General features: G+C 57.2%; 25 protein-coding genes. 12 read left to right on the top strand and 13 right to left on the bottom strand.

Translation table 11 applies throughout. The features are described 5' to 3' along the window. The first annotated feature begins 40 nt into the window (after positions 1 to 40). A complete protein-coding gene (gene mutS / locus N6L27_RS14845) occupies positions 41 to 2,671 on the top strand; it encodes a DNA mismatch repair protein MutS (protein ID WP_271908075.1) in 2,631 nt (876 codons plus the stop codon). An 86-nt stretch (positions 2,672 to 2,757) separates the two neighbouring features. On the opposite strand, the gene N6L27_RS14840 is transcribed toward mutS, so the two are convergent. Both N6L27_RS14840 and hrcA read right to left on the bottom strand, forming a co-directional pair. Further along, complete coding sequence (locus N6L27_RS14840) at positions 2,758 to 3,318, bottom strand: nucleotide exchange factor GrpE (protein WP_271908074.1); 561 nt, start codon at positions 3,316 to 3,318, stop codon at positions 2,758 to 2,760. Positions 3,319 to 3,327: 9 nt separating this feature from the next. Then, positions 3,328 to 4,392, bottom strand: coding sequence for a heat-inducible transcriptional repressor HrcA (gene hrcA, locus N6L27_RS14835; RefSeq protein ID WP_271908073.1), 1,065 nt, complete (start codon positions 4,390 to 4,392; stop codon positions 3,328 to 3,330). Positions 4,393 to 4,535: 143 nt separating this feature from the next. On the opposite strand from hrcA, the gene rph reads away from it, so the two are divergent. The 4 genes from rph to N6L27_RS14815 are packed head-to-tail and all read left to right on the top strand — an operon-like array spanning position 4,536 to position 7,365. Further along, positions 4,536 to 5,249: a ribonuclease PH gene (gene rph, locus N6L27_RS14830; RefSeq protein WP_271908072.1), complete on the top strand. Its 714-nt coding sequence runs from the start codon at positions 4,536 to 4,538 to the stop codon at positions 5,247 to 5,249. Continuing rightward, positions 5,246 to 5,860 carry an RdgB/HAM1 family non-canonical purine NTP pyrophosphatase gene (gene rdgB / locus N6L27_RS14825; protein ID WP_271908071.1) on the top strand — a complete coding sequence of 205 codons (615 nt, stop codon included), beginning with the start codon at positions 5,246 to 5,248 and terminating at the stop codon, positions 5,858 to 5,860. Before rph ends, rdgB begins: the two co-directional genes overlap by 4 nt. Further along, positions 5,853 to 7,007 (top strand): radical SAM family heme chaperone HemW, encoded by a 1,155-nt coding sequence (hemW, locus tag N6L27_RS14820; RefSeq protein WP_271908070.1) that lies wholly within the window; start codon positions 5,853 to 5,855, stop codon positions 7,005 to 7,007. The genes rdgB and hemW overlap by 8 nt, the downstream gene beginning before the upstream one ends. A gap of 4 nt (positions 7,008 to 7,011) precedes the next feature. Further along, positions 7,012 to 7,365, top strand: coding sequence for a YbaN family protein (locus tag N6L27_RS14815; protein WP_271908069.1), 354 nt, complete (start codon positions 7,012 to 7,014; stop codon positions 7,363 to 7,365). Here the strand turns inward: N6L27_RS14815 and N6L27_RS14810 are convergent. The 7 genes from N6L27_RS14810 to N6L27_RS14780 form a co-directional block, all read right to left on the bottom strand. Continuing rightward, positions 7,355 to 8,248, bottom strand: coding sequence for a ParB/RepB/Spo0J family partition protein (locus N6L27_RS14810; protein WP_271908068.1), 894 nt, complete (start codon positions 8,246 to 8,248; stop codon positions 7,355 to 7,357). The genes N6L27_RS14815 and N6L27_RS14810 overlap by 11 nt on opposite strands. Before the next feature lie 26 nt (positions 8,249 to 8,274). After that, positions 8,275 to 9,084 (bottom strand): ParA family protein, encoded by an 810-nt coding sequence (locus N6L27_RS14805; RefSeq protein ID WP_271908067.1) that lies wholly within the window; start codon positions 9,082 to 9,084, stop codon positions 8,275 to 8,277. Continuing rightward, positions 9,077 to 9,694 (bottom strand): 16S rRNA (guanine(527)-N(7))-methyltransferase RsmG, encoded by a 618-nt coding sequence (rsmG, locus tag N6L27_RS14800; RefSeq protein WP_271908065.1) that lies wholly within the window; start codon positions 9,692 to 9,694, stop codon positions 9,077 to 9,079. The genes N6L27_RS14805 and rsmG overlap by 8 nt, the downstream gene beginning before the upstream one ends. After that, positions 9,691 to 11,565, bottom strand: a complete 1,875-nt coding sequence (gene mnmG / locus N6L27_RS14795) for a tRNA uridine-5-carboxymethylaminomethyl(34) synthesis enzyme MnmG (RefSeq protein WP_271908064.1) — start codon at positions 11,563 to 11,565, stop codon at positions 9,691 to 9,693. The genes rsmG and mnmG overlap by 4 nt, the downstream gene beginning before the upstream one ends. A gap of 13 nt (positions 11,566 to 11,578) precedes the next feature. Then, positions 11,579 to 12,865, bottom strand: coding sequence for a tRNA uridine-5-carboxymethylaminomethyl(34) synthesis GTPase MnmE (gene mnmE / locus N6L27_RS14790; protein WP_271908063.1), 1,287 nt, complete (start codon positions 12,863 to 12,865; stop codon positions 11,579 to 11,581). A 30-nt stretch (positions 12,866 to 12,895) separates the two neighbouring features. Continuing rightward, positions 12,896 to 14,167: a transcription termination factor Rho gene (rho, locus tag N6L27_RS14785; protein WP_039184518.1), complete on the bottom strand. Its 1,272-nt coding sequence runs from the start codon at positions 14,165 to 14,167 to the stop codon at positions 12,896 to 12,898. A gap of 173 nt (positions 14,168 to 14,340) precedes the next feature. Further along, on the bottom strand, positions 14,341 to 14,796 hold the full coding sequence (locus tag N6L27_RS14780) for a CopD family protein (RefSeq protein ID WP_271908062.1): 456 nt from the start codon (positions 14,794 to 14,796) through the stop codon (positions 14,341 to 14,343). A 410-nt stretch (positions 14,797 to 15,206) separates the two neighbouring features. Here N6L27_RS14780 and N6L27_RS14775 point away from each other — a divergent pair, with 410 nt between their 5' ends. Genes N6L27_RS14775 through dnaQ form a run of 4 tightly spaced genes read left to right on the top strand, consistent with a single transcriptional unit; the run spans position 15,207 to position 17,947 of the window. Then, positions 15,207 to 15,806 (top strand): Maf family protein, encoded by a 600-nt coding sequence (locus tag N6L27_RS14775; protein WP_271908061.1) that lies wholly within the window; start codon positions 15,207 to 15,209, stop codon positions 15,804 to 15,806. Next, a complete protein-coding gene (locus N6L27_RS14770; protein WP_271908060.1) occupies positions 15,803 to 16,636 on the top strand; it encodes a shikimate dehydrogenase in 834 nt (277 codons plus the stop codon). The genes N6L27_RS14775 and N6L27_RS14770 overlap by 4 nt, the downstream gene beginning before the upstream one ends. Further along, positions 16,633 to 17,226 carry a dephospho-CoA kinase gene (gene coaE, locus N6L27_RS14765; protein ID WP_271908059.1) on the top strand — a complete coding sequence of 198 codons (594 nt, stop codon included), beginning with the start codon at positions 16,633 to 16,635 and terminating at the stop codon, positions 17,224 to 17,226. Before N6L27_RS14770 ends, coaE begins: the two co-directional genes overlap by 4 nt. Next, on the top strand, positions 17,219 to 17,947 hold the full coding sequence (dnaQ, locus tag N6L27_RS14760; protein ID WP_271908058.1) for a DNA polymerase III subunit epsilon: 729 nt from the start codon (positions 17,219 to 17,221) through the stop codon (positions 17,945 to 17,947). The genes coaE and dnaQ overlap by 8 nt, the downstream gene beginning before the upstream one ends. Positions 17,948 to 18,011: 64 nt before the next feature. Here dnaQ and secB read toward each other — a convergent pair whose 3' ends face one another. Then, positions 18,012 to 18,500 carry a protein-export chaperone SecB gene (secB, locus tag N6L27_RS14755; RefSeq protein ID WP_271908057.1) on the bottom strand — a complete coding sequence of 163 codons (489 nt, stop codon included), beginning with the start codon at positions 18,498 to 18,500 and terminating at the stop codon, positions 18,012 to 18,014. Between the two features lie 56 nt (positions 18,501 to 18,556). Further along, positions 18,557 to 19,057, bottom strand: coding sequence for an FxsA family protein (locus N6L27_RS14750; protein ID WP_271908056.1), 501 nt, complete (start codon positions 19,055 to 19,057; stop codon positions 18,557 to 18,559). A 114-nt stretch (positions 19,058 to 19,171) separates the two neighbouring features. Between N6L27_RS14750 and N6L27_RS14745 the strand changes: the two genes are divergently transcribed. Genes N6L27_RS14745 through N6L27_RS14735 form a run of 3 tightly spaced genes read left to right on the top strand, consistent with a single transcriptional unit; the run spans position 19,172 to position 21,465 of the window. After that, positions 19,172 to 19,828 (top strand): Tim44/TimA family putative adaptor protein, encoded by a 657-nt coding sequence (locus tag N6L27_RS14745; protein WP_271908054.1) that lies wholly within the window; start codon positions 19,172 to 19,174, stop codon positions 19,826 to 19,828. Continuing rightward, positions 19,825 to 20,877, top strand: a complete 1,053-nt coding sequence (gene mltA, locus N6L27_RS14740; protein WP_271908053.1) for a murein transglycosylase A — start codon at positions 19,825 to 19,827, stop codon at positions 20,875 to 20,877. Before N6L27_RS14745 ends, mltA begins: the two co-directional genes overlap by 4 nt. Next, a complete protein-coding gene (locus N6L27_RS14735) occupies positions 20,878 to 21,465 on the top strand; it encodes a Smr/MutS family protein (protein WP_271908052.1) in 588 nt (195 codons plus the stop codon). It abuts the gene before it with no gap. A 6-nt stretch (positions 21,466 to 21,471) separates the two neighbouring features. On the opposite strand, the gene N6L27_RS14730 is transcribed toward N6L27_RS14735, so the two are convergent. Next, positions 21,472 to 22,587, bottom strand: coding sequence for an alpha/beta hydrolase (locus N6L27_RS14730; protein WP_271908051.1), 1,116 nt, complete (start codon positions 22,585 to 22,587; stop codon positions 21,472 to 21,474). Positions 22,588 to 22,668: 81 nt separating this feature from the next. Continuing rightward, positions 22,669 to 23,979 carry an ATP-dependent protease ATPase subunit HslU gene (gene hslU / locus N6L27_RS14725; RefSeq protein ID WP_271908050.1) on the bottom strand — a complete coding sequence of 437 codons (1,311 nt, stop codon included), beginning with the start codon at positions 23,977 to 23,979 and terminating at the stop codon, positions 22,669 to 22,671. Between the last annotated feature and the right edge of the window lie 9 nt (positions 23,980 to 23,988).

Below are 23,988 nucleotides of genomic sequence, written 5' to 3'. Positions count from 1 at the left end.
ATTGTAGATGTCTTGCAAAGACGACCCCGGGGGACCTCCAATGACCGTAACGCCCATGATGGCGCAGTATCTCGAGATCAAAGAAGCGCATGCGGATGCGCTGCTTTTTTACCGGATGGGCGACTTCTACGAGATGTTTTTTGAGGATGCGGTCAATGCGGCTGAGGCCCTGGACATTGCACTGACAAAACGCGGTAAGCACAATGGGGAAGACATCCCGATGTGCGGCGTGCCAGTCCATGCCGCCGAAGGCTATCTTCTGACCCTGATCCGCAAGGGATTCCGCGTAGCTGTTGGCGAGCAGCTTGAAAGCCCGGCCGAGGCCAAGAAACGCGGATCCAAATCCGTGGTAAAACGCGATGTGGTGCGCTTGGTGACTCCCGGCACCCTGACCGAAGACTCTCTGCTGGAAGCGCGCCGCCACAATTTCCTGGTTTCCTACTCTGAACTGCGCGACGAGGCAGCCTTGGCTTGGGCTGATATCTCCACCGGTGCGTTTCACGTGATGCCGGTTGCGCAGGTGCGTCTATCCCCGGAATTGGCCCGACTGGCACCATCTGAGCTGATCGTTGCGGACGGTCCTGCCTATGATGCAGCCCGCCCTCTGGCTGATGAATACAAGATCCCGCTAACCCCGCTGGGCAAGGCAAGCTTTGACAGCACGGCTGCCGAAAAACGTATTTGCTCCCTATTCAACGTCAGCGCTCTTGACGGCTATGGCACCTTTACCCGCGCTGAAGTGTCGGCAATGGGCGCGCTGATCGACTATCTGGAAATCACGCAGAAAGGCAAACTGCCACTCTTGCAGCCGCCGCAACAGGAGGCTCAGGACCGTGTGGTTCAAATTGACGCTGCCACCCGCCGCAATCTGGAACTGACGCGGTCCCTGTCAGGCGGCCGTGCCGGCTCTCTGCTGTCCGTCGTGGACCGGACCGTCACTCCGGGCGGCGCCCGGCTTCTGGAACAGCGGCTGTCCAGTCCTTCGCGCAATCTCGAAACCATCCACCAGCGGCTGGCCGCCCTGGATTTTGCGGTTGAAAACTCACAAACCGCAGATGACTTACGCGCGGCGCTTCGCAAGACACCAGATCTCGACCGGGCCCTCTCCCGCCTTGCGCTTGAGCGCGGCGGCCCCCGTGATCTAGCCGCCGTCCGGAACGGATTGTCTCAAGCAGAGGTTATCGCCGGCCTCTGCGCCAACCAGGAGCTTCCGGACCTGATGTCCCGTGCATTGTCCGACCTGCGAGACTTCGATGATCTCCTGTCGCTGCTGGATGCCGCTCTTGTGGCGGAACCCCCGCTGATGGCCCGTGATGGCGGTTTCATTGCAGCCGGTTATGATGCTGAACTGGATGAGGCTCGCACCCTGCGCGATGAGGGCCGCTCAGTCATTGCTTCAATGCAGAAAAGATACGCTGAGCACGCTGGCGTCGCCTCGCTGAAAATCAAGCACAACAACGTGCTGGGATATTTCATCGAAACGACTGCAACGCACGCCGACAAGATGATGTCGCCACCGCTGAATGAGACCTACATTCACCGCCAGACAACGGCAAATCAGGTCCGCTTCACAACGGTGGAGCTGAGCGAGATCGAGACCCGCATCCTGAATGCAGGCAACTTAGCGCTGGAGATCGAAAAAAGGCTCTATGCAAGGCTTTCTGGCGCTATTCTGGATAGTGCTGCGCGCCTCAGCACTGCTGCACGGGGGCTAGCCGAACTGGACCTGCTGACCGGGTTGGCCGACCTGGCCCGCGGTGAGAACTGGACCCGCCCCAAGGTCGACAACAGCCGTGCGTTTCACGTGCAAGGCGGCCGCCACCCGGTTGTGGAACAGGCCTTGCGCCAGCAAGGCGGAGAGACCTTCGTCGCCAACGACTGCGATCTGTCAGCGCAGGACGGTGCTGCTGTCTGGCTGCTGACCGGCCCCAACATGGCCGGTAAATCAACCTTTCTGCGCCAGAATGCTTTGATTGCCCTGCTCGCCCAGATGGGCAGCTATGTCCCGGCCGAGACCGCACATATCGGCCTTGTCAGCCAGCTGTTCAGCCGCGTCGGTGCCTCTGACGATCTGGCCCGCGGCCGCTCAACATTTATGGTTGAAATGGTCGAGACCGCCGCGATCCTGAACCAGGCGGACGACCGCGCACTAGTGATCCTCGACGAAATTGGACGTGGCACAGCCACCTACGACGGCCTGTCCATTGCATGGGCGACGCTGGAGCACCTGCACGAAGTGAACCGTTCCCGCGCGCTGTTTGCCACCCACTATCACGAGCTTACACAGCTAGCGGCCAAGTTGGACGGCGTCGAAAACGCCACAGTTGCGGTCAAGGAATGGGAAGGCGAAGTCATCTTCCTGCATGAAGTCCGCAAAGGCGCTGCCGACCGTTCCTATGGTGTCCAGGTGGCCCAGCTCGCAGGCCTGCCTGCCTCGGTTGTTGCACGTGCCCGCGATGTGCTCGACATGCTGGAACAAGGCAGCCGTGAAGGCGGGTCCAAGATTCAGATCGACGACTTGCCCTTGTTTGCAGCAGCGCCGCCTCCGCAGCCCAAAGCACCGGCATCACCCTCACCGGCTGAAGAGCTTCTCGCAGGTATACATCCGGACGATCTATCCCCGCGGGAGGCACTGGAGATGCTCTACAAGCTTAAGGAAGCGGTAAACTAAGAAAAAGGCAGGCCCAAACCAGACCTGCCTCTTCATCTTTCAGAAAATACCCCCGCAGGGAGTGGCGCCTGCAAGGGCGCACATCCTTATGCCGGTGTCGACGACACACCAACTTGCGCCGCGCGCAGCAGACGGTCGTGCAGCATAAAACCTTCGGCAGATACCTGAATGATGTCACCCGCCTTGGTGCCCGGTACAGGCGCCTCGAACATCGCCTCATGCACCTTCGGATCGAATTTGTCGCCCACTTCCGGCGACACGATCCGGATACCATGCTTTTCAAACACGCCCAGCAGCGAGCGCATGGTCAGTTCCACGCCTTCAATCAGTGCCGCCGACACCTCGCGCTGCTCGTCAGTAGCCGCTTCAATCGCGCGTTTCATATTGTCATAAACAGGCAGCATGTCTCGTGCCAGTTTTGAGCCGCCGTAATTCTCTGCTTCCCGGCGCGCCTTGTCGCCGCGTTTGCGGGCATTCTCTGCATCTGCCAGGGCCCGCATAAATCGGTCCTTCAGCTCATCCCGTTCTGCCCGGAGCGCATCAAGTTCCAGCGAGGCATCGTCAAATTCCTCGGTCTGCGCTGCCAGCTCTTCAGCTTCAGCGGCGGCGATGTCATCCAGAAAGTCTTCGTCCTTGAGCTCTGCCATATTTCACCTCTAACTCCGGTCGGACAACAGTTTGCCAACCAGCTGTGCCGTGTAGTCCACAATCGGCACAATCCGTCCGTAATTCAGGCGCGTCGGACCAATCACTCCGACTGCACCGATGATCTTTCGATCCGCGTTCATATAGGGAGACACCACCAAAGAGGAACCCGAAAGTGAGAAAAGTTTGTTCTCCGAACCGATAAAAATGCGCACTCCCTCGCCTTCTTCAGTCAGTTCCAGAAATTCGGCGATGTCCCGCTTGCGTTCCAGATCATCGAACAGCGTGCGGATCCGCTCGAGTTCCTCAGCAGCACCAGTTTCTGCCAAAAGATTCGCACGCCCGCGCACGATCAGGCGGGCTTGTTCGCTGCCTTCATCTTCCCAGGCCGCCAGCCCGCTTTCAATCATTGCATGTGCAAGGCTGTCAATTTCCTGACGCCGGACCGAAATCTCCTTCTCGATCTGCCTCTGAACCTCGCTCAGCGTCTTGCCTTCGATCAATGCGTTGAGGAAATTCGCCGCCTCTCGCATCGAGCTTGGTGTTTGTCCCGGCGGCGGAGTAAAAAGACGGTTTTCAACATGACCATCGGAAAAAACCAGAACCACCAGTGCCCGGTCGTGCGCCAGCGAAACAAACTCAATGTGCCTGATCTCCGCCTCATGTTTGGGAGTGAGCACCAACGACGCACCTTGCGTCACCCCGGACAGCGCAGCACCGACTCGGTCCAGCATGCCGCCAACGTCACCCGCGTTCCGGCCAAGGGTCGCGTCGATCTTTTCCCGGTCCTTCGCGTTTAGATCGCCAACCTCCAAGAGGCCATCGACAAACATTCTCAGGCCCATCTGCGTCGGTACCCGGCCGGCACTGATGTGCGGGCTATCAAGCAGGCCGAGATATTCCAGATCCTGCATAACATTGCGCACTGTGGCCGCGCTGACCTTCTCACTGAGTGACCGGGTCAGCGTGCGGCTTCCAACAGGATCGCCGCTCTCCAGATAGCTCTCAACCACCGCCCGGAAAACGTCCCGGGAACGGTCATTCAGGTCCTTTAGGATGTTGTTCGGATCGCTCATCAGCCTTCCAGCACGTTGCCCGGGATAAACATAAGAACCCCGGCCGGAGTTGTCATTAAAGAGCAGCAGACCAAAAGGTCAATCGGGCTTGCATAGCCCCGCATCCGGGGGATATCCCCAAGCCAACAGCAAAAGGATGTGCCATGCGACCCTCAGGACGAGAACTGAATGAAATGCGCCCTGTCTCGATCGAGACCGGCTTCACCAAACACGCCGAAGGCTCCTGCCTGATCAAAGCCGGCGACACCCACATCCTGTGCACCGCTACCATCGAAGACCGTGTGCCGCCCTTCATCAAGGGAACTGGCCTGGGCTGGGTCACAGCTGAATACGGGATGCTGCCCCGCGCCACCAACACCCGGATGCGCCGCGAAGCTGCCTCAGGAAAACAGGGCGGACGCACCGTGGAAATCCAGCGCCTGATTGGCCGCGCACTGCGGGCCGGCGTCGACCGTGTTGCCCTGGGCGAGCGCCAGATCACCATCGACTGTGACGTGCTCCAGGCCGACGGCGGCACCCGCTGCGCCTCAATCACCGGTGGCTGGGTGGCCCTTCGCCTGGCAGTGAACAAGCTGATGAAGGCAGGCGATGTGCAAATTGACCCGCTGATCGATCCGGTTTCCGCCGTGTCCTGCGGCATCTATGCCGGCCAGCCGGTACTGGATCTGGACTACCCCGAGGACTCTGAGGCCGGCGTCGACGGCAACTTTATCATGACCGGATCGGGAAAGCTGATCGAAGTGCAGATGTCTGCAGAAGGCTCTGTCTTCTCACGTGATCAGATGAACCAGTTGATGGACCTGGCAGCCAAGGGCACCACTGAACTGGCGGAGATGCAGAAGGCCGCGTGCAAATGACGCGCAAACTGGAAGGCGGCAAGTTGCTTGTCGCCACCCACAACAAGGGTAAGCTGAACGAAATCACCGAGATCCTTGCACCATTCGGCGTGCAGGTAGTCGGCGCCGGCGAGATGAACCTTCCGGAACCGGAGGAGACCGAGGACACATTTGTCGGAAACGCCCGCATCAAGGCGCATGCAGCTGCCGGGGCAACCGGTTTGCCGGCCCTCTCCGATGACTCCGGTATCACCATCGATGCTTTGGACGGCGCGCCTGGCGTTTACACCGCCGATTGGGCCGAAACACCGAACGGCCGCGACTTCATGAAAGCAATGACCCGTGCCAATAATGAGCTGACCGCGGCAGGCGCCAAGGCACCGCGCACTGCTCAGTTCCGCTGCACCCTTGTTATCGCGTGGCCCGACGGCCACGACGAGGTTTTCGAAGGCGTGATGCCCGGACAGCTGGTTTGGCCGATCCGCGGTGAGAATGGATTCGGTTATGATCCGATGTTCCAGCCGGACGGTTACGAGATAACTTGCGCCCAGATGGATCCCGCGGAGAAGAACAAAATCAGCCACCGCGGTAAGGCACTAGCCCTATTCGTACAGGGCTGTTTCGGTGGATGACTGGCGCAATGGGGGCTTTGGCCTCTACGTGCATTGGCCCTATTGCCAGGCCAAATGCCCTTATTGCGATTTCAACAGCCATGTTTCAGCCAAAATAGACCAAAACCTATGGGTTAGCGCCTATCTGCAAGAGCTCGATAGACTCTCAGAACAGCTTTCAGGCCGCGTTCTCAACACAATTTTCTTTGGTGGCGGCACCCCATCCCTGATGCTTCCGGAAACGGTGGCTGCCGTCATTGAGCGCGCACGTGAAATCTGGCCTTTTGCCAATGACATAGAGATATCTCTTGAAGCCAATCCCGGTTCCGTCGAAGCAGCCCGCTTTGCAGGCTACCGGGATGCCGGTGTGAACCGTATCTCCATGGGCTTACAGGCTCTGGACGATGAGGACCTGCGCCGTCTTGGCCGCATTCATACCGTCGCTGAAGCCAAGGCCGCGTTTGACATTGCCCGTAACTGCTTTGACCGGGTGAGCTTTGATCTGATTTATGCCCGCCAAGGCCAAACACTTGACGCATGGAAAACTGAGCTACGCGAAGCCTTGTCGATGGCTGTTGATCATCTTTCGCTTTACCAGCTCACAATTGAAGAAGGCACCGCCTTTGGCGACCGCTACGCCCGCGGTAAGCTGCGCGGGCTTCCTGAAGAAGACACCGCAGCAGATATGTACCTGGCAACACAGGAGATATGCGCATCCTTTGGTATGAATGGCTATGAAGTCTCCAACCATGCGAGATCAGGAGCGGAGTCGCGTCACAACTTGATCTACTGGCGCTATGGAGACTACGCCGGGATTGGCCCCGGTGCACATGGCCGCATAACCCTGAACCAACGGCGCTTTGCGACCGAAACCCATCTTTCTCCAGGTGCCTGGCTGGAAGCGGTTAAAGAGGGAAATGGTGAGTCGCTCCGCGAGCCCCTGTCAGCAGAAGATGCTGCGTCTGAATACCTCATGATGAGTATCCGCCTAGCAGAAGGTCTGGATATGGTACGTTTTTCCAGGCTGTCGGGTCACAAGATTTCTGAGAAGCGTCTGGAGAACCTTGTACAGCTTGGGATGGTAACTATCTCTGGCCAAAGGTTACGCGCGACAGATCAGGGCCGTGCGCTATTGAATGCGGTTCTCCGCGAACTCTTGATGGATTGATCCAATGCGTTTCCTCTATGCCGTCTTGGGATTGTTCTGCGTAGCCCTGGCCGTCATAGGCATTATTCTTCCCCTCCTGCCAACAGTTCCTTTCCTGCTTCTCGCTGCTTTCTTCTTTGCCAATTCTTCCGAGCGCCTTCATAATTGGATTGTTGCCCACAACGTTTTTGGACCAATGATCTTGGATTGGCGAGATCACGGAGCTATCAGGCCTGGCGCAAAAAGGGCGGCAACCCTTTCGATTGCCGCCGTCTTTGGACTTTCTCTGCTGCTAGGCGTGCCAACTCATGTGCTGAGTATCCAGGCAGTGGTTTTGACAGGCGTTCTTGTCTTTATCTGGTCTCGCCCTAGCGGCTGAGCAGGTTGCACAGCTCGTCCAGCTGATCGAGAGACTCGTAACTGATTGTCACTGCGCCGGTTTCACCGCCTGGCTTATGGTCAATTGAAACCTTCATTTTCAGCATTGCCGACAAGTCACCCTCAAGCGCTCTCGTGTCCGCATCTTTCTCAGGCGCCTTGCGCGGGTTCTTCGCTCCGCCTGTTTGAATACCTGCGGCATCTTTTTTGACCAGCGCTTCAGTAGCCCGGACAGACAGACCGCCCTTTACGATTTTGGTAGCCAATTCAGATGCATTATCAGACGTAATCAGCGCACGTGCGTGACCAGCCGACAGTTTACGCTCTTGAACAAGGATCTGGACATCTTCCGGCAAATGCAAAAGCCGGACCAGGTTCGCAATATGGCTGCGGCTCTTGCCCAGTGCCTCCGCCATTTTCTCTTGCGTATGACCGAACTTTTCCATGAGCTGCTTATAGCTCTGCGCCTCTTCCATCGCGTTCAGGTCCGAGCGCTGGATATTTTCAATGATGGCAACTTCCATCATTTCCAGATCGGAGTAGTCCCGGATCAGAACCGGTACTTCATGCAGTTGTGCCGCCTGCGAGGCCCGCCAGCGGCGTTCACCTGCAACGATTTCATACTTACCGCCGGCTCTGGGCCGTACGATTAGCGGCTGCAGAACCCCCTTTTCCTTAATGGACGCTGTCAGGTCATCAAGGTCTTCCTGCAGGAATTGCCGGCGCGGCTGATTGGGGTTGGCAACCACATTTTCAATCGGCACCAAAATTTCCGCGTTCCGCGGTGCCTCTGCCTGCGTGCTTACTGGCGCAGGGTTCACATCCGCCATCAACGCCGACAAGCCCCGGCCAAGCCCGCGTGGTTTTGTTTTCTTGTCTGCCATGGATGCCTCCGGTTCGTATTCTGCATTTACGCCGCTATCTTGTGATGTTTATTCAGGATTTCTTCTGCCAGTGCGCGATAAGCCCGCGCACCCTGGGAATTGCTGTCATAGTTGAGAACGGGTTGAGCGTAAGACGGTGCTTCGCTGACACGCACGTTTCGTGGAATCTTGGTCCGGAACACTAGATCACCAAGGTTGTCCCGCGCATCCTGCTCAACCTGCTGCGACAAGTTGTTGCGCCGGTCAAACATGGTTAGAACAATTCCCTCAATGCGCAGGTCAGGATTCGCAGACTGCCGAACCTCTCGGATCGTCAGCATGAGTTGTGTCACACCTTCCAGCGCAAAGAACTCGCTTTGCAAAGGAACCAGAACAGAGTGAGCTGCCACCATTGCATTGACCGTGAGCAAGTTCAAAGAGGGCGGGCAATCAATTAGGACATAGTCCCAGTCATATTCGTCCATTGCAGTTTGGCGCAAAGCGTCGTGCAAAAGAAAGCTGCGCTTTTCGTTGGTAAACAGCTCTATGTCAGCCGAGCTCAGGTCAACAGTTGCCGGAATAATACAAAGATCCTCGATTTCCGTTTGCCTGATGACATCTTCAAGGGATGCATCCTCCACCAGGAGATCATAAGTTGTCAGATCCCGGTCACACGGCTCGATTCCCAGGCCGGTTGAAGCATTCCCCTGCGGATCCAGATCAACAACCAGAACCCGCAACCCACATTCCACCAGAGCCGCGGCGAGATTAATGGCTGTTGTTGTCTTCCCTACCCCGCCTTTCTGATTTGCGACCGCGATGATACGAGGCCCCTCCGGGCGGGAATAATCAGACACGTTCTACTCCCCTGATTTTCAGGATTACTGCTTCTGGCTCAGTCAAGCTTTTAGAGGTTTCCACCTCGAACCGCCATCGCTGCTGCGCGTTATCCACTTCTTTTTTCCAGTTCTCCCCTTTAGGAAAAACGGCAGTTCCATTTTCTGCAAGATGCCGTTCAGAGAACCCTAGAAGATCATCCAAACTTGCAAGCGCACGCGCGGACAGAACCCCTGCTTCCTGCGAAGGAACCTTTTCAATCCGCTCGGACAAGACAGTTACTGATGCCCCGCACTCCCGCGCAGCTGTCCGGAGAAAGGCAGACTTGCGTTGATCGCTCTCGATCAGCGTAACCTTCATTTCCGGTGCCTCGTCGGCAGCCAGCAGCGCAATTACTAGACCGGGAAAGCCTCCGCCGCTGCCAATATCCACCCAGTGAAGAGGTGTTTTCACACAACGAAATACCTGAACGGAATCGGCAATATGGCGTGTCCAAAGCTGGTCAAGGCTGGAGCGGGACACAAGGTTAATCCTCGGGTTCCACTTCTGTATGACACCATCAAAGATCTCAAGACGCTGGATTGTTTCACGTGAAACATTGAGCGAATCAAGGAGTTCCTTACTGCTCATGCAGATTTCTCCTGCTGGCTCGCTTCTTTCCTGATGCGGGCAAGTATCAAGGCCAGCGCCGCCGGCGTCATTCCGTCCACCCTGGCTGCCTGAGCAAGCGTCTCAGGGCGAGAATGCGCGAGTTTCTGCTTAAGTTCCTTAGACAAACCTTCAATGTCTTCATAGACGAAGCTGCTAGGGATCAAATGCCCCTCATCCCGCTTCATCACTGAGATTTCCTTCTCCTGTCGCGCGATGTAATTTGCATACAGGGCATCACGCTCCATCTGCCGCCGGACGTCCGGTGTGACATCCTTTAAATCCGGCATCAGTTCTAACACGTGCTCGAAGGTAACATCCGGAAACGCCAGGACATCCAGACCGTTTCTCCGGTTACCATCCTGATTGACCCGAATACCCGCTGCCGCGATCTGCTTGGGTGTGAAAGTCTGACCCTCCAACGCTTGACGGGCACTGGTCAACTGCTCGCTCTTTTCAAGGAAGGACTTACGGCGATTTTCTCCCGCACACCCGAGATCAATTGCCAGGGGAGTGAGCCTCTGATCTGCATTATCAGCTCGCAGAGAAAGTCTAAATTCAGCCCTGGATGTAAACATCCTATACGGCTCAGTGACGCCGTTTACTGTAAGATCATCAATCATGACGCCAATGTAGCTGTTTGACCGGTTGAAGCTCACTGGCTCAGCACCCTGCGCCCTTCGCGCCGCGTTCAATCCCGCAACAAGGCCCTGCGCAGCTGCTTCCTCATACCCAGTCGTGCCATTTATCTGTCCTGCGAGAAAAAGTCCTGGGACGTCCTTCAGGGAAAGATCAAGCTGAAGTGCGCGCGGGTCGACGTAGTCATACTCAATAGCATAGCCCGGCTGCAGAATTTCAGCCCGTTCAAGGCCCGTTATTGAGCGAACATAATCCTCCTGAACGTCAACAGGCAGGCTGGTGGAAATGCCGTTGGGGTAAACCGTGTAATCCGACACCCCTTCAGGCTCCAGGAAGATCTGGTGCGATTCCTTCTCTGCAAACCGAACGATTTTATCTTCAATCGATGGGCAATAGCGCGGCCCGACACCTTCAATATGCCCTCCGTACATCGCTGACCGGTCCAAGTTTGCACGAATGATATCATGTGTCTTGGCGTTTGTGTGAGTGATGCCGCAGGACACCTGTTGAGCGTTTAAGGATTTTGTAAGAAAGGAAAAGAATACCGGGACCTCATCACCTGGCTGCGCGTCCAAGATTTCCCAGTTTATGGTTCTCCCATCCAATCTAGGCGGCGTACCGGTTTTCAGGCGGCCTAGAGGAAGTTCAAAGCTGTCCAGACGCTCTGCCAGCTTGACCGAAGGCTTATCCCCCATCCGGCCGCCTGGTTTAGAAATATCGCCAATATGAATAACGCCACGAAGAAAGGTGCCTGACGTCAAAACTACTGACTTAGCCGGGATTTCGCTTCCGTCGCTAAGAACCACGCCGGCGACAGTCTTCCCGGACATCAAAAAATCAGTTACTTCCCCCTCAAGGATATCCAGATTTTCCTGTGCCTGTGTCAGACGAAGCATTTCCCTGCGGTAGATACTGCGGTCTGATTGCGCGCGCGGCCCTTGTACAGCAGGCCCCTTCCTGCGGTTCAGCAGGCGAAATTGAATACCCGCCAGATCAGCAACCTGACCCATGACGCCATCCATTGCGTCAATTTCCCGCACCAGGTGCCCCTTCCCCAATCCGCCAATGGCGGGGTTGCAAGACATGACGCCGATGCCTTTCCGGTCAAGGGTCACCAGAGCGGTCGATGCGCCCATTCGTGCGGATGCGTGGGCGGCCTCAGTGCCGGCATGACCGCCGCCGACTACAATCACGTCATAAGATGAATGTTTCACGTGAAACACTCCTTCACTTTCCCAGACAGAAACTAGAGAAAATCTCATCCAGGAGATTTTCAACTCCGATACGTCCAACCAGCATTTCTAAGGCGCGGATTGACGAACGCATTTCTTCGGCAGCAATATCATAAAACTCCGGCCCACGCCGCAATATGTGTTGGGCTTCAGTAAGGTTCACCAAGGCAGACAACATGGCATCGCGATGACGCGCCCGTGTAGCGACTCCAGCCTGTGCGGACCGGTTCTTGAGAACTGACGATACATGATCGATCAGCTTATCAACTCCCTGCCCTGATTGACCTGAAATTGCATTTTCCTGATCAACACGCAAGTCTGCTTTAGGCCGGAACCGGATGTCGCCGGCCCGCATTTCCACATCCAGGACTTTAGTGTCTTCCGCAAGAAAAACGCGAAGGTCAGCGTCCTCAGCCCGCTTTCGAGCCAAGGCTATGCCGATTCCTTCAACATGATCATCCGTATCCCGCAGCCCGGCGGTGTCCAGCAAAGTGACGGGCAAACCTGCGAGATCCATACGCACTTCGATAATGTCTCGGGTGGTGCCCGCATATTCGGACGTGATGGCAGCCTGGCGGCCGGCTAATGCATTCAGGAGAGTGGACTTCCCAACATTTGGCGCCCCGACAATGGCGACTTCAAAGCCGCTGCGAATACGTTCTGCAATCCTGACGCCGGCTGTTTCTCTTTCAAGGCCGGCTTGAACATCTGCAAGCAAGGCGGAAACTTCAGGAGTGACATCGACTGGCACTTCTTCGTCAGCGAAGTCAATGGTTACTTCGATCAAGGACGCAGCCCGGATCAGCTTGGCCCTCCAAGTTTCTGCCAGTTTCCCCAACCCGCCGGCAAGGATAACTTGCGCTTGCTTGCGCTGAGCTTCGGTTTCCGCATCAATCAGGTCAGCCAAACCCTCGACCTGGGCAAGGTCCAAGTTCCCGTTTTCCAGGGCCCGGCGGGTAAATTCGCCGGGCTCAGCCATCCTGAGGCCGTCGATTCTCTGCAGTGAATCAAGCACAGCAGCAACAACTGCTGTGCTGCCATGTGTTTGAAATTCAACGGTATTTTCACCAGTAAAGCTGTTAGGAGAGGTAAAGCTAAGAACCAAAGCCTCGTCCAGCGTCTCACCCGAATCGTCTTTCAGAATTCTTAGACTGGAACCTCGGGCCGGCAGCTTAACACCGCAAAGCGCCGTGCCGGCTTCATGCGCCAACGGGCCAGAGACGCGGATCACCGCGACCCCGGCCTTCCCTTGGGCAGAGGCCAGCGCAAAGATCGTGTCCATGGGGTGGCCTTTCTCGCTTCCCGGCCTTGGTCAGGTGTTCATCGAGTCGAAGAACTCGGAGTTTGACTTGGTCTGCTTCAGTTTGGACAGCAGGAACTCAATAGCGTCGGTTGTGCCCATCGGGTTCAGGATCCGGCGCAGAACAAAGGTCTTGGCCAGATCTCCCTTGTCGACCAGCAGATCCTCTTTCCGGGTGCCTGATTTGAGGATGTCGATCGCCGGGAACACGCGTTTGTCGGCAATCTTGCGGTCCAGCACGATCTCCGAGTTACCGGTGCCTTTGAATTCCTCAAAGATCACCTCATCCATGCGCGAGCCTGTGTCGATCAGCGCGGTGGCGATGATGGTCAACGAGCCGCCTTCTTCGATGTTCCGGGCCGCACCAAAGAAGCGTTTCGGCCGCTGCAGGGCGTTTGCATCAACACCACCAGTCAAAACCTTGCCCGAGGACGGCACGACGGTGTTGAAGGCCCTACCAAGTCTTGTGATGGAATCCAAAAGAATCACAACATCTCGCTTATGCTCAACAAGGCGCTTAGCCTTTTCAATAACCATTTCGGAGACTGCAACGTGGCGGGTCGCGGGCTCATCAAAGGTGGAGGACACAACCTCGCCTTTCACAGAGCGCTGCATGTCTGTCACTTCTTCAGGGCGTTCGTCGATCAGAAGAACGATCAGATAGCACTCAGGATGGTTCTTTTCGATGGAGTGCGCGATGTTTTGCAGGATCACCGTTTTGCCGGTCCGGGGCGGCGCCACGATCAGCGAACGCTGGCCCTTGCCGATGGGTGCAACCAGATCGATCACCCGGGCGGAGCGGTCCTTGATGGTGGGATCTTCGATCTCCATCTTCAGGCGCTCATCGGGGTAAAGCGGCGTCAGGTTGTCAAAAGCGATCTTGTGGCGGGCCTTCTCGGGCTCTTCGAAGTTGATCATGGTGACATTGGTCAGCGCAAAGTAGCGCTCCGTCTCCAGCGGCGCCTTGATCTGCCCCTCGACAGTGTCACCAGTGCGCAGCGAGTACTGCCGGATCATGTCGGGTGAGACATAGATATCGTCCGGACCCGGAAGGTAGTTCGCCTCGGGCGAGCGAAGGAAGCCAAAGCCGTCCTGAAGCACTTCCAGCACGCCGTCGCCGCCAATGTCCCAGCCTTCATCCGCGCGTTCCCGCAGGATCTGGAACATCATCTCGCCCTTGCGCATGGTCGAGGCGTTTTCGATCTCCAGCTCCTCGGCCATCGCCAGCAGCGCTTTGGGGCTCTTAGCCTTGAGATCGGACAGATTCAGGGATTGCACGGTCATATAGATACGGCCTCTACTCCCCGCTCACCCGGGGGTCGGTCACACGACAGGATTGGAAAACACGGTTGCCCGGACGGGCCCGCTGAGAGCCATACATAGGGACTCGCTTCAGATGAGTCAAACGCCGGCTGCAAACGTTTCGCGGCCACAGCCCGCGCCTCAGCGCCGCTGCGTTAAAATTTGAAGATCACCGCGATCACAATCACCATCATCAGAACTGTTGGCACCTCATTCATCAGCCTGAATTGCCGTCCGGTCAGGGTGTTCCGGCCTTCTTTGAAATCACGGTAGCGAAACAGAAGCCAGTGATGGAACCAGGTCATGCCGATCACGGATACTCCCTTGGTCCAAGGCCACAGATAGCTCCAGTCGACAATGCCCGGTGTCAGAACAATGAACAGGCCAGCAGCCCAGGAAACATACATTGCAGGCCGCATGATGATCCGGAGAAGCTTTTCTTCCATGGTCAGGAAGATCGGCACTGCTTCCTGAACCTTCTCTGCTTGCTCCACGTGATACACAAACAAACGTGGCAGGTAGAAGAGACCCGCCATCCAGCTCAGCACTGCCATGATGTGCAGGGATTTTGCATATGGGTAGAGTGTGAACATCAGATCGGTCAGGTCCATGGTCAGTTCTCCCCGGTTTGATTGGACCACCCTAATAATTAAAGAAATATTAGAAGGATGATGTTTTTGTAGTGTGCGTGGATTCCAGTGGATAAGTGAATCTTCCTCCGCTTATCCCCAGCAGGGATAAGATTCCAGCGTGCATGGGATAGGAGTCGTGGAAATTTTCTTAACCCCCATAAAACATAGGTTGTTAAGGATAGGTTTACCTTTCTGAACTTGGGGATAACGCAAGGATGATCCGGGGAGAGCCGGCATATCCACGATTTTAAAGTTATCCTGACTCACAAAGGACGACTCAGCCGGCAGTTTCCTGAGATTTGCGTCAAGCCCTGGAGTCTTTACTTAACCGCGGAAAACCATACAAAACGTCCTGAAACGATCTGCGTCTTTCCCACGGGGTTTTCCACATGACTGCCCACATTGTGCTGGCTTCCGGTTCCGAAATCAGGGCGCATCTGCTGCGTCAGGCAGGCATCAAGTTTGAACGCGATGTGCCGCGTCTGGATGAAGATGCGATCAAAATGGCATTGCTGGCCGAACAGGCTCCGCCGCGCGACATTGCCGATGCGCTGGCAGAGGCGAAGGCACGCAAGATAAGCGGCAGGCATCCCGGGAGACTGGTGCTGGGTTGTGATCAGGTTCTTGATTTTGAAGGAAACCTCCTATCCAAACCTGACAATCCCAAGGTCGCATTGAGCCAGTTGAAGGACATGCGGGGCAAGCGTCACATGCTCCTGTCCGCAGCCGTGATATACAGAGACGGCGAACCCATTTGGCGCCATGTCGGGCAAGTCCGGCTGGTCATGCGGAAATCTTCTGATGCTTACCTCGAAGATTATGTCTCCCGGAACTGGGACAGCCTCCGCTTTGCGGTAGGAGGTTACAAGCTTGAGGAGGAAGGCGTGCGGTTGTTTGCCAGCATCGAGGGCAGCTACTTTAATGTCTTGGGATTACCGCTGATGGAGCTTATCAGTTACCTGGGACTTCAGGGGGTGATCGAGCAATGACAGAAGCAAGAATTCCGCTTGCTGGCGTGATTGGCTGTCCGGTAGCGCATTCAAAATCGCCTCAGCTTCACGGTCACTGGCTGAAGGCGCACGGTATCTCCGGTCATTATGTTCCCATACATGTTGAGAGAGATGACCTCGCCGAAACCCTCCGGGCGATGCCAAAGATGGGTTTTGTTGGGGCTAATGTCACTATCCCGCACAAGGAAACAGTGATGGAGATCGCCGACAAGGTGACAGACCGCGCCAGGCTGATCGGTGCGGCGAACACTTTGACCTTTCGCGATGATGGAAGCATTTTAGCTGATAATACAGATGGTTACGGGTTCATTACGAACCTGCATCAAGGTGCACCCGACTGGGATCCTCATTCCGGACCTGCAGTTGTTTTGGGGGCGGGCGGCGCTTGCCGGGCGGTTGTTGCGTCCTTGATGGAAGCAGGCGTCCCGGAAATCTTGCTGAGCAATCGCACCCGGGAGCGTGCGGATCAGCTTCAGAAGGATTTCGGAAGCCGTGTTAAGGTGGAGGAGTGGCTCCATGCCGGCAACATAATCGAAGAAGGCGCGTTGATCGTGAACACCACTTCGCTAGGCATGGTGGGCAAACCGCGTTTGCGGGTGCCGCTTGATGGTTTGCAGTCCAGCGCGGTGGTGACCGACCTTATCTATGCACCTTTAAAAACGGATCTCTTGCAAACTGCTGAAGACGCGGGCTGCACCGTGGTCGACGGATTGGGAATGCTTCTGCACCAGGCGGTGCCGGGATTTGAGCGCTGGTTCGGCCACCGTCCTGAGGTTGACGCCGCCACGCGGGATGCGGTGCTCGAATGAGTTTCTGCCTTGGCCTCACTGGCTCCATCGGCATGGGAAAAAGCACCACGGCCCAGCTGTTCGCGGCACAGGGCTGTGCGGTTTGGGACGCGGATGCAGCGGTTCACCGGCTTTATGGCAACGGAGGCGCTGCCGTTAAGCCTATGCAGGCTGCCTTTCCTGAAGCCGTAGAGAAGGGCGAGGTCAGCCGAACCGCTCTGAAGCGGATTATCGGCAGCGAGCCCGAAGCGCTGACGCGCATTGAGGCCATTGTGCATCCGCTGGTCGCGCAGGATCGGGCGGCGTTCCGGTCAGCGGCGCAAAGCGACATACTGGTGTTCGACATCCCCCTTCTGTTTGAGACCGGTGGCAATGCGGAAATGGATGCGGTGGCTTGCGTGACTGTGGATGCACAGACCCAGCAAGAGCGGGTTCTTGCCCGCGGCACGATGACGGTTGAGCAATTCCGGCATATTCTGCAAAAACAGATGCCGATTGAGGAAAAGATGGCCCGCGCTGACTATGTGATCGAGACAGACACGCTCGAGCATGCTGCCGCTCAAGTTGTGGAAATCCTCTCAGATATCAGGAGCAAGCTGGGCCATGCGTGAAATCGTTCTCGATACCGAAACCACCGGATTTGATCCGTTCTCGGGGGACCGGATCGTTGAGATCGGCGCGGTGGAGTTGTTCAATCACATGCCGACCGGGGAAACGTTTCACGTTTACATCAACCCGGAACGCTCGATGCCGGCGGAGGCGTTTTCGGTCCATGGCATCGGGCCGGACCTTCTGGAGCCGCCGCAGAAACCTGAACCTGGCGCGGTCACACTGCGGGACAAGCCGGTTTTTTCCAAGGTTGGTCAGAAATTTCTGGATTTCGTGAAAGACTCCAAGATGGTCATTCACAACGCCAGCTTTGATATGAAGTTCCTGAATGCGGAACTTGGCTGGATGGGGCTGCCAAAGCTGCCGATGGATCAGGCGGTTGACACATTGGCAATGGCGCGCCAGCGTTTTCCGGGCTCACCGGCGACACTGGATGCGCTGTGCCGGCGTTTCAACATCGACAACTCCAACCGGACTCTGCACGGAGCCCTTCTCGACTCCGAGATCCTTGCTGATGTCTATTTGGAGCTGATCGGCGGGCGGCAGCCTGATTTTGGTCTTTCCACGCAAACCAGCTCTTCCGCCACTGCACAAGCAGAGGACGACTGGCGCCCTGCCCCCCGGCAATCGCCACTGCCACCGCGGATAACGGCAGAGGAGCTGAAAGCGCATGAAACGTTTGTTGGAAAAATGGGAGATGATGCCTTGTGGAAGTCGGGTTAGACCCAAAGGCTACATAAAAAACGCCGCTGAATGTCAGCGGCGTTTTCTTTTTAAGGGAAGCTTCTTACTGCGTGGGTGCAGCAGCTGCCGCCTCGGACTGGCGGCGGGACAACTCGTTGCGGTAGATCGCCACAAAATCGATGTTGTCGAGGTTCAGCGGCGGGAAGCCGCCGTCGCGGGTCACGTCGGACACGATGCGGCGCAGGAACGGGAAGGTCATGCGCGGGCATTCGATCAGCAGGAACGGGTGCAGCTGGTCTTCCGGAATTCCAACGATGTTGAAGACACCGACATATTCCAGCTCCAGCACGAACAGGACGTTGCCGCCCTCCTTGTTTTTGGACTCCACGGTCAGCTTGGTGACAACCTCGTATTGGTTCTCAACTGAGCGTTTCTTCGCATCCAGGTTCACCTGCACGCTGACGTCGGGCTGAACCTCGCCGCCGGTGCCTTTTTGCGCCATTACGTTTTCGAACGACATGTCGCGGATGAACTGGGCCAGAATGTTCATCTGGACTTGCGGCTGCTGCTGGGCTTCGCCGTTTTCGGCCATCGGGATACTCCTGAAAAAATGCTTTGGACCGTGCTTAACAGCTTGGTTCAGGCAGCTCAACGGGGGCCATCAACCCAGCCTGAGGTGCCGTTCGGGCGATGACCCGGGGTCACATCTTCGTAATCACCATCGATGACATCATCCGGCCTGCCGGCAGCGCCGGGATAGTGGCGGCCCTGCATGCTGCCTGGACCCATCTGAAACTGTGCCACGGTGATACGGGCACGCAGATAGCGGTAAACCGCCAGCCGCACAGGCGGCATCAGCAAGGCAAACCCAGCCGCGTCGGTAAAGAAACCAGGGGTCAGCAGCAAAGCGCCTGCAAACAGGATCATTGCGCCATGCGCCAGCGGTTCTGCCGGATCAGACAATTGTTCAAAGGACGACCGCAGCTGTCCCATTGCCATGCGCCCTTGGGTTTTCACCAGCCAGGTGCCCAATACCGCGGTCAGCACTACGATGGCCAAGGTCGGCCATAGGCCGATTGCACCGCCGACCTGAATAAACAAAGCAATTTCAATGATGGGAACCATCAGAAAGGCCAGGAAGAGATACATGGGGTTTCCTTGCGATCATACGTCCGGGCGGTAGACTTGCTCCCGCCTGTCACCTACATAAGGTCTGATCGCTTTGGTTTCAAACAAAGCACGAACGCCTAGTATGAGGTATCCATGGAGTCGCCTGTGATTCAGCTTTTGGTTCTGGCCGGTATTGCCGTGTTTCTGATCCTGCGCTTGAAAAGCGTTCTGGGAACGCGCGAAGGGTTCGAAAAACCGCCGCTGCCAAAATCCGAAGCCAAGAGCCGCCGCCCGGATCTGGAAGTTATCGAAGGCGGCCCGGACCGCGATATTACCGATTACGTGGCAGAAGAAAGCCCGCAGGCCCAGGCCCTGGCTGCCATGAAACGGGCTGAGCCATCGTTTCAGGTGCAGGATTTTGTCCAAGGCGCCCGCGGCGCATATGAGATGATCCTGATGGGTTTCGAGCACGGAAATCTGGACGAAATCCAGCCCTTCCTGGCGGAAGACGTGTTCGATAGCTTTGTAGAAGCTGTCGCGCAGCGTGAAGACCAGGGCTATAAGATTGAAGCTGAATTCATCGGTGTCCGTGAAACCACTCTGGCCAACGCGCAATTTGATGCACAGTCGGGCCGGGCTGAGATTACCATGCGTTTCGTTGGTGAGCTGACGTCTGTTGTGCGTGACCGCGGCGGCGACATCGTAGAGGGTGATCCCAAGGCCGTGAAACGCCAGAAAGACACCTGGGTCTTTGCCCGTAACATGGGCAGTGACGATCCCAACTGGCAGCTTGTTGCGACGGACGCATGATTGCGGCGCTTCGGGGGGCACTTGGGGCGGCTGCAATTGCAGGCGCCGCGATGACCGCCTCCGGGGCGCAATCTGAAACCGTGTCCAGCATTTTGGATTTTGCCCAGCTGGACGGCTGGGCACAGGATGATCACGCAGCCGCGCTGGAAGTTTTTCTGGGGACGTGCAAGGATCTAAAGGATCCGGATTGGGCTGCACTGTGCAAGGCCGCCCGATCGCAGTCGTCTGATGGCGCCCGCGCGTTTTTCGAGCTGTTTTTTCGCCCGGTGCTGATTGAGGACGGGAACCCTGCCCTTTTTACCGGATATTTCGAGCCGGAGCTGAGCGGTTCGCGCTACCCCACAGGCCGCTACCGTTATCCGGTGTACAAAATGCCGCCAGAGGCACGGGGTGCCGGTCTCTGGCTGCCGCGGCGGGACATCCTGACAAGCGATGTGATGCAGGGCCGTGGTCTGGAAATCGCTTGGGTCGATGACCCGGTGGAGCTGTTCTTTCTGCAAATCCAGGGATCCGGGCGGATCCGGTTGCCGGATGGCTCGACCATCCGCGTGGGCTATGGCGGGGCCAACGGCCATCCGTACAAATCCATCGGCAAGGAATTGGTGCGCCGCGGCGTCTACAACGCCCATCAGGTAAGTGCACAAGTGATCAAATCCTGGGTGCGCCGCAACCCGTCCGACGGTAAGGAACTGTTGTTCCACAATCCGTCCTATGTGTTTTTCCGGGAGGTGCGCAGGGTTGCAGCCTCCAAGGGGCCGCTCGGGGCGATGAACCGGTCTGTAACGCCAATGCGCACCATTGCCGCCGATCCTGCCTACACCCCGCTAGGGGCGCCGGTCTGGGTGGAGAAGGACGGGCACATGCCGCTGCGGCGGCTGATGGTTGCACAGGACACCGGCTCTGCCATCAAGGGCGCGCAAAGGGCCGACATTTTTGTCGGAACAGGTGATGCAGCGGGCGAGACCGCTGGCACCATGAAAGACCCGGGACGGATGGTGGTTCTGCTGCCGATCCAGCGGGCCTATGCGATGCTGCCGGAAGACATTTGAATGACACGGCGCAAACTGACAGGCGACGAAATCGACCTTTGGCACAAGGTCGTGAAGCACACAGAGCGGCTGCACCCGGGTGCGCATTCTTCGCCGCCAGCCCCGCCGATGCCCAAACCCAAACCGGTCAAGCAGCCGGAGCCGCGCCTGGCGGCATTTGAGATTGGCAGCCGGGCTAAGGCGAAACCCGTCAAACACGATCTGAAGCCTTCGATTGCCCGAAGCTTCGCCAGCGATCCCTTGCAAATGGACGAAAAGGCTTTCCGCCGTATGAAACGCGGCAAGATCAGGCCGGAAGGCAAGCTGGATCTGCACGGCATGCGGATCGACACCGCTCATCCTGCACTCACGCGTTTCATCCTGTCGGCTCAGGCGTCGGGCAAGCGGCTGGTGCTGGTGGTAACGGGCAAGGGCAAGGACCGGGACGAGCCGGGTCCAATGCCAGTGCCGCGCGGAGTGCTGCGTCACAAGGTGCCGCAGTGGCTGGCCCTGCCGCCGTTGTCGCAAGCCGTCTTGCAGGTCACACCGGCCCACCTCAGTCATGGCGGTGAAGGCGCCTACTACGTCTATCTCAGGCGCAGCCGTTAAGGGCTGTCATCTGCTGTCCGACGGGGGGCCTTCCAAGGCGATTTCAATTGCATTCTCACGGACAATGATTTGACCAGGCAAAAGTCTGCGCAAACGGTCCTGATCGCGGTCAAAGGTTTGCGCTGTTTCACGCGCACCATTCAGCAGCGCGAGCAGCGCAGGCGACGTAGCGGCAACAAAATGCTGAGATTCTGCCTCATCTGCAAAGGCTGTAGTATCAATGACCTCCACCGGCAGATCACTGATCTCCTCGGCATTGTTCAGGTTGCCTAGCCTTGCACGCCCGTTCAATCCCCGTAACCTCTGCGACAAGGTCAGGATGCTGTCCTTTTGCGAAACGAAAATCGCAAACGGTTGCGGGACTTCGGCAAAGCGGGCCATTTGCGACTTGAAAACATCCACGTCCAAATCCGGTGACATCAGCACCACGCCGCCTAGATTGCGAGCAGTCCACCCTGGCGACTTGATCTCAATCTGCCGCAGCGCCTCCATGGTCAGCAGCCCGCCCATGGAATGTGCCACAACAACAATCCGGCCGGCACCGGAGGTGCGCAGCTTGCGCAACAGAGATTCCAGACCGTCACGGGCAAACAGAACGCTGTCACCATCATAGGCATAGCCAAGTGCCTTGCCTTTGCTGGGCCAGGAATAGATCACGGTTGCGCCAGGGACATTCAGGTCATGGGTCAGCTGGGCGGCCCTGAACGCGGTTTCCGCCTGGGTGGAATTGAAGCCGTGCACAAACACTGTGACATCCCGCTCATTGGCTGGAAACTTGGCCAATTCCTGTTGCAGCCTGGATGAAAAGGCCGCTTCAGTTCGGAATTTACTGCGTCCCGCCATAGTGAACTCGGCCGAGGGGTCAGGGTTTGCATAACCGAATTTCAGTGAGCCAGGTTTATGTTCGGGCGGAATTGAAACTGTCAGTTCCAGCAGGCTAATACCGTCGGTTCTTTCAGACCCGAATGTGCCATCGGGCAACGGTTCCCGGTTTGTAGCTGCAAATACAGTTGCGGGTTTGCCAACGTTCAAGGCTTCAGGAACTGTGGGTGAGTAGGATCTGTCTGCGCAACCTGCCAGCCCGATCATCAAAAAAACGCAAACCGCGCGCAGAACCTGCATGATGCCAGCCCCCAAATTCAAATAGCGGCAGGCTATCCGACCTGCCGCCATTGTCCAGTAGCTGTGCCTTTTGATGGCGGTTTACAGCACGTAACGGCTGACATCCGCAGACCGGCCAAGCTCGCCCAGGTTTTTGGTCACAAAAGCCGCGTCAACCGTGACAGCCTCACCGGAGCGGTCTGGTGCCGTAAAGGAGAGTTCCTCGAAGACCCGTTCCATCACGGTATAAAGCCGGCGGGCACCAATGTTTTCGACTGTCTGGTTCACCTCGGCCGCAATCTTGGCAAGCGCGGCAATGCCATCTTCGGTGAAGGTTACCTCGACTTCCTCTGTGCCCATAAGCGCGGTGTACTGACGTGTCAGCGCGTTGTCGGTCTCGGTCAGGATGCGGACAAAATCCTTCTCGGTCAGCGCCCGCAGGTTCACCCGGATCGGCAGCCGGCCCTGCAGTTCCGGCAGCAGATCCGACGGTTTGGCGATGTGGAAGGCACCGGAGGCGATGAACAGGATGTGGTCCGTCTTGACCGGCCCGTGTTTGGTGCTGACGGTGGTGCCTTCGATCAGAGGCAGCAGGTCGCGCTGCACGCCTTCCCGGCTGACGTCGCCGCCACGGGTTTCCTGACGCGCGCAGACCTTGTCGATCTCGTCCAGGAAGACGATGCCGTTCTGCTCCACCGATTCCAGAGCGGAACGGGTGACGGATTCGTCATCCAGCAGCTTGTCAGCCTCCTCGCTGATCAGCACCTCATAGCTTTCGGCAACGGTCATTTTTTTGCGGGTGGTGCGCCCGCCCATCGCCTTGCCGAACAGGTCGCCCAGGTTCAGCATGCCCATATTGCCGCCACCGGGCTGGCCGGGGATCTCGAACATGCCCATCGGGTTGGAGGTGTCGGCCACATCCAGCTCGATAACCGTGTCGTCGAGTTCGCCCGCCTTCAGCTTCTTGCGGAACATCTCGCGGGTGGCTTCACGGGCATCTGTGCCGGCGATGGCTTCCACAACCCGGTCTTCCGCTGCCTTGTGGGCGTTGGCCTTCACTTCCTCGCGCATGTACTCGCGGGTCTGAGCAATGGCGCTGTCCACAAGATCGCGGATGATCTGCTCCACATCGCGGCCGACATAACCAACCTCGGTGAACTTGGTGGCTTCCACCTTTATAAACGGCGCACGGGCCAGCTTGGCCAGGCGGCGGGAAATCTCTGTCTTGCCGACACCGGTGGGGCCGATCATCAGGATGTTTTTGGGGTACACCTCGTCGCGGAGGTCGTCAGCCAGCTGCTTGCGCCGCCAGCGGCTGCGCAGCGCTACTGCCACGGCCCGTTTGGCTTCCTTTTGGCCGATAATAAAGCGGTCCAGTTCGGAAACGATTTCGCGCGGGGTCAGATCAGTCATGGGTCTTTC

The sequence above is a fragment of the Leisingera sp. SS27 genome, from assembly GCF_028368855.1.
In the GTDB taxonomy this organism is placed as follows: Bacteria; Pseudomonadota; Alphaproteobacteria; order Rhodobacterales; family Rhodobacteraceae; genus Leisingera.
This window is presented reverse-complemented; position numbering and strand designations above follow the sequence as displayed.

Bases quoted from the DNA above. Each gene is read 5' to 3' on its own strand.
- mutS (WP_271908075.1), top strand. From the start codon at position 41: ATGACCGTAACGCCCATGATGGCGCAGTATCTCGAGATCAAAGAAGCG.
- N6L27_RS14840 (WP_271908074.1), bottom strand. From the start codon at position 3,318: ATGGCAGAGCTCAAGGACGAAGACTTTCTGGATGACATCGCCGCCGCT.
- hrcA (WP_271908073.1), bottom strand. From the start codon at position 4,392: ATGAGCGATCCGAACAACATCCTAAAGGACCTGAATGACCGTTCCCGG.
- rph (WP_271908072.1), top strand. From the start codon at position 4,536: ATGCGACCCTCAGGACGAGAACTGAATGAAATGCGCCCTGTCTCGATC.
- rdgB (WP_271908071.1), top strand. From the start codon at position 5,246: ATGACGCGCAAACTGGAAGGCGGCAAGTTGCTTGTCGCCACCCACAAC.
- N6L27_RS14815 (WP_271908069.1), top strand. From the start codon at position 7,012: ATGCGTTTCCTCTATGCCGTCTTGGGATTGTTCTGCGTAGCCCTGGCC.
- N6L27_RS14810 (WP_271908068.1), bottom strand. From the start codon at position 8,248: ATGGCAGACAAGAAAACAAAACCACGCGGGCTTGGCCGGGGCTTGTCG.
- rsmG (WP_271908065.1), bottom strand. From the start codon at position 9,694: ATGAGCAGTAAGGAACTCCTTGATTCGCTCAATGTTTCACGTGAAACA.
- mnmE (WP_271908063.1), bottom strand. From the start codon at position 12,865: ATGGACACGATCTTTGCGCTGGCCTCTGCCCAAGGGAAGGCCGGGGTC.
- rho (WP_039184518.1), bottom strand. From the start codon at position 14,167: ATGACCGTGCAATCCCTGAATCTGTCCGATCTCAAGGCTAAGAGCCCC.
- N6L27_RS14780 (WP_271908062.1), bottom strand. From the start codon at position 14,796: ATGGACCTGACCGATCTGATGTTCACACTCTACCCATATGCAAAATCC.
- N6L27_RS14775 (WP_271908061.1), top strand. From the start codon at position 15,207: ATGACTGCCCACATTGTGCTGGCTTCCGGTTCCGAAATCAGGGCGCAT.
- N6L27_RS14770 (WP_271908060.1), top strand. From the start codon at position 15,803: ATGACAGAAGCAAGAATTCCGCTTGCTGGCGTGATTGGCTGTCCGGTA.
- coaE (WP_271908059.1), top strand. From the start codon at position 16,633: ATGAGTTTCTGCCTTGGCCTCACTGGCTCCATCGGCATGGGAAAAAGC.
- dnaQ (WP_271908058.1), top strand. From the start codon at position 17,219: ATGCGTGAAATCGTTCTCGATACCGAAACCACCGGATTTGATCCGTTC.
- secB (WP_271908057.1), bottom strand. From the start codon at position 18,500: ATGGCCGAAAACGGCGAAGCCCAGCAGCAGCCGCAAGTCCAGATGAAC.
- N6L27_RS14750 (WP_271908056.1), bottom strand. From the start codon at position 19,057: ATGTATCTCTTCCTGGCCTTTCTGATGGTTCCCATCATTGAAATTGCT.
- N6L27_RS14745 (WP_271908054.1), top strand. From the start codon at position 19,172: ATGGAGTCGCCTGTGATTCAGCTTTTGGTTCTGGCCGGTATTGCCGTG.
- mltA (WP_271908053.1), top strand. From the start codon at position 19,825: ATGATTGCGGCGCTTCGGGGGGCACTTGGGGCGGCTGCAATTGCAGGC.
- N6L27_RS14735 (WP_271908052.1), top strand. From the start codon at position 20,878: ATGACACGGCGCAAACTGACAGGCGACGAAATCGACCTTTGGCACAAG.
- N6L27_RS14730 (WP_271908051.1), bottom strand. From the start codon at position 22,587: ATGCAGGTTCTGCGCGCGGTTTGCGTTTTTTTGATGATCGGGCTGGCA.
- hslU (WP_271908050.1), bottom strand. From the start codon at position 23,979: ATGACTGATCTGACCCCGCGCGAAATCGTTTCCGAACTGGACCGCTTT.